We start from the raw sequence: 3,339 nt of genomic DNA, 5'->3' as shown, positions 1-3,339 counted from the left end.
CCAGGGTCATTTTGCTAATCCTCTGCTGGATGATAGAAATTTTTGATTGGATTCGTGGCCAGGAAGTAGACATTAACACAAGTACTGCTAATTTCCGGTTGCTGAGATTTTGCTGGTATCGTAAATTTTGATCAGTAGTGATAAGTAATTCAAATCCGTTTTGCTCAGCAAGTGTAAGCAAATCACCACTCTCGCTCATAAGTAGTGCTGACCATATGGCCTGCGAGATGTTGTCGTAGGGGTACGGGTGTACCCTGATCGAATAGTATTCTCATTTATTTGCTTCTTCCAATACGGCAACTTCATAATCTAAAACCGCCTCTACCTGGTTTCTAGCTACGCCCGGAAACCATTTCAGAAACTGGTCAACTGATGCTCCATCTCTCAAGTTTTCAAAGAGGGCGGATACTGAAACTCGGGTTCCCCGAAATACCCATGCCCCACTTACTTTATCGGGATGGCGCTCCACCGCTTCTAGTGTTTCCCACTTCTTCATTTTTTGCAAATCATTTTTCGTAATATACGCTTTTCCAAGCAGCATTTCCTTATGAAATCAACATCTGATTCGCTGGAAATGGTTGCTGTTAGCAAAAAAAATCACTCCTGAGTATTACATTCCTACCCTCTGCGTATACTTAGGATTAATAGCGATAGCTATAACACTTCTCTTTTTCTATTTCTCTATTCTTCTCGGTGACTGATAAGCTCAATGCTCAAAAGCATTGACTCCTCCCTACTATAGATGTTGGTGGGTCGGTCAGTCTATTGGCTTGTACAATTTTAACCCTTATAATATTTATTACTCATGAAAAATGTATTTGGAATTTTATTAGTCGTATTCACCACCTTATTAGCCAGCTGCTCCAAAGAGGATGCCGTTGAGCCGGTGCCCGAAGCAGAACCGGAAATAGAAGAGGTTACTGCCGAATTTGATGCATCTGTCGCCGAAATCGAGGCCGGAAAAAGCGTAAGCTTTACGGATCACTCTACCGGTAAGCCCACCGCCTGGCAATGGAAATTTGAAGGGGGAGAACCCGCTACCTCTACCAAGCAACATCCGGAAGTGATTTATGACACTCCGGGCGTTTATAACGTAGAACTTACCGTATCCAACGGTGAATCGGAAAGTACTCAAACTAAAAGCGAACTGATTACGGTAGAAGCCGTGGCCGAAGAAGAAATCGTAGCTGCATTCACCATGGATCAGGAGGAAGACTCAGTGGTGGTAGGCGAGAGCGTACAGTTTACCGATACTTCTACGGGCAACCCTACTTCCTGGGAATGGTCGTTTGAAGGTGGCAACCCCGCCTCTTCTGATGAGCAGAACCCAAAGGTCACCTACGATGCTCCCGGCGTCTACTCCGTAAACCTCTCGGTTTCTAACGAAAGTACTAACGATGTGTATTTCACTAGCACCCTGGTAACGGTAGTGGAAGGCAAAGACTCCAGTGATTTTACCCTGGCCGGACAGTGGGTACTGGAAGATAACTCTACCGGTGTGCTAACCGGCTCTATTGTAGAGTACGACCCTGAAACCAATGAAGGTACGCTGGTGCATATTGAAATGAATACCCACTGCTTTGAGCTAGGAGATATTTCCTGGATTGATGTTGAAGCTACCGAGGACGGATTTACGCTAAAAGAAATGTATCGCAACTGTATTACTCACCTTTATGCGGAGTCCACGATCGAAATTGTGAATGATAACAAAATATTGATGAAAGGTGAATTTCAAGGCGAAGCCTTTAGCCGCACTTGGGTGCGATATGAAAGCGAAGCAACGTACGAACTAGACACCTATCTGGAAGGAACCTGGGAGGATGTAAGCGAAGAAAAAGTGTTTGCCGGAATAGAGGTCAAGGCTGACCTAACCACCGGTCAAGGTTTGGTAGTAGGTGCAGGTGAAAATAGTCTGTGCTGGCAAGTGGATGATTTAGCCTGGGATGAAATTCAACCGGCCGTTTCGGGAAATGGTTATTGGGTGAGTGGCTTGGTAAAAGACTGTGTTTCTGAAGAGCGAGTTACTTATTACATCCGCATATCCGATGAAAACAACTTTCATTATGAAGATGAATTAGGAGATAAAGTGGCTGAGTTTAAGCGGGTGAAGGAATAGGCTATGTTATGTTATTTGCGTTTTTAAACTATGAAAGGGAGTGTTGTGCTCCCTTTTTTTTAAGCTAAAGTGGATTACGGCGAATGTTTGCAGTCTAATATTATTGATTTTCTGTGCGCGGACACGAATATTCAATGGAATGTGCGTGAGCCTGACAGGGGGAAGCTTTAAATATTCTAGACTTTTTTGACGGTCTGCCGCTGTGGTTCGTTTGGGGGGGCCACCCCTTAGCAATAACAAAATGATATGAACTAGCGACATGCTTGGAACAAAGCCTCTGTTGCGTCTATACATTCAGATACATCTTACGTATACACCAATACAAAAAAACTCACGCTCTCTTGTTAAAAAACGTTAAATCGGGACAATTTTCTATACTATGTGTTATAGGTAGGAGATGAATCGACGAAAGATATACGTAATTGTAGTGCTGATGAGCGTGGCACTGATTGGGCTGGTGAGCTTTCAGGGGTATTGGATTAACGAGACCGTGCAGGCCAATCAGCAACGCTTTAATCAGAATGTGTACGAAGCTCTAAACACTGTCGTGCACCAGCTAGAGCAGCAGGAAGCCTACGGGCTGGCGTATCAAACTTTTGGCCAACAGGTACTACAGCTAGACACAAATGATGCTTATGGTACCAGTTATCGTCCGACAAATCGCCGCTCAGCAAGAAATTCAACCGATCGCCGCTCAAGATCTACGTTTTCCTCCCAGTTTCAGGTGATCCAACGCGGGCAAAGTCAGTCGTTTGTTTATTCGTACAATCAGACCAACGGACGGGCGCAGGCCGATGTATCGGTAGGAGTAGCTCCAGCAGATTCACCGGCAGTGCTTACAGTGCGGCCGCCTGACTTGAGCAATCATCCGGTAGTGGTGTATCAGGAGCAGATGCGGAAATTGGAGCAGCGAACCAATATGTTTGAGGAAGCTATTCAGCAGCTTATCACCGGTACCCGACCCGTACACAGCCGGGTTTCTAATCAGCAACTAGATACGTTATTACAAATCGCTCTGGGCAACCGGGGTATTCATACGCCTTATCAGTACGCCGTAGTAGATGCCCAGGAAGATAGTGTGCTTATGGCGAGCACCCCCCAGTTTGCCGAGTTTCTGCCGGGCGATGCCCAAGTAGCACTCTTTCCTAACGATTTCGTACCTTCTCGGGCGTTTCTGAACATTGAGTTTCCTCAGCAAAGCTGGTATTTATTAAAGCAAATTT

The 3,339-nt window shown here is 45.3% G+C and carries 4 protein-coding genes; 2 read left to right on the top strand and 2 right to left on the bottom strand.

Annotated elements, in window-relative coordinates:
- Together WBA23_RS09740 and WBA23_RS09735 are read right to left on the bottom strand one after the other, a co-directional pair.
- A partial coding sequence (locus tag WBA23_RS09740; protein ID WP_424582088.1) for a hypothetical protein occupies positions 1–199 on the bottom strand: 199 nt, incomplete at its 3' end.
- A gap of 72 nt (positions 200–271) precedes the next feature.
- Positions 272–496 (bottom strand): DUF433 domain-containing protein, encoded by a 225-nt coding sequence (locus WBA23_RS09735; RefSeq protein ID WP_424582087.1) that lies wholly within the window; start codon positions 494–496, stop codon positions 272–274.
- A gap of 309 nt (positions 497–805) precedes the next feature.
- Here WBA23_RS09735 and WBA23_RS09730 point away from each other — a divergent pair, with 309 nt between their 5' ends.
- Both WBA23_RS09730 and WBA23_RS09725 read left to right on the top strand, forming a co-directional pair.
- Positions 806–2,116: a PKD domain-containing protein gene (locus tag WBA23_RS09730; protein WP_424582086.1), complete on the top strand. Its 1,311-nt coding sequence runs from the start codon at positions 806–808 to the stop codon at positions 2,114–2,116.
- A gap of 397 nt (positions 2,117–2,513) precedes the next feature.
- Positions 2,514–3,339, top strand: an 826-nt coding sequence (locus tag WBA23_RS09725) for a hypothetical protein (protein ID WP_424582085.1), incomplete at its 3' end; no start/stop codon positions are given.

The organism is Tunicatimonas sp. (genome assembly GCF_049647865.1).
In the GTDB taxonomy this organism is placed as follows: Bacteria; Bacteroidota; Bacteroidia; order Cytophagales; family Cyclobacteriaceae; genus Tunicatimonas.
The sequence above is the reverse complement of the archived record's forward strand: the minus strand, read 5'-3'. Positions and strand labels throughout refer to the sequence as shown.

What these genes read in the sequence shown, in the direction of transcription:
- WBA23_RS09735 (WP_424582087.1), bottom strand. Translation starts at nt 496, where the DNA reads ATGAAGAAGTGGGAAACACTAGAAGCGGTGGAGCGCCATCCCGATAAA.
- WBA23_RS09730 (WP_424582086.1), top strand. Translation starts at nt 806, where the DNA reads ATGAAAAATGTATTTGGAATTTTATTAGTCGTATTCACCACCTTATTA.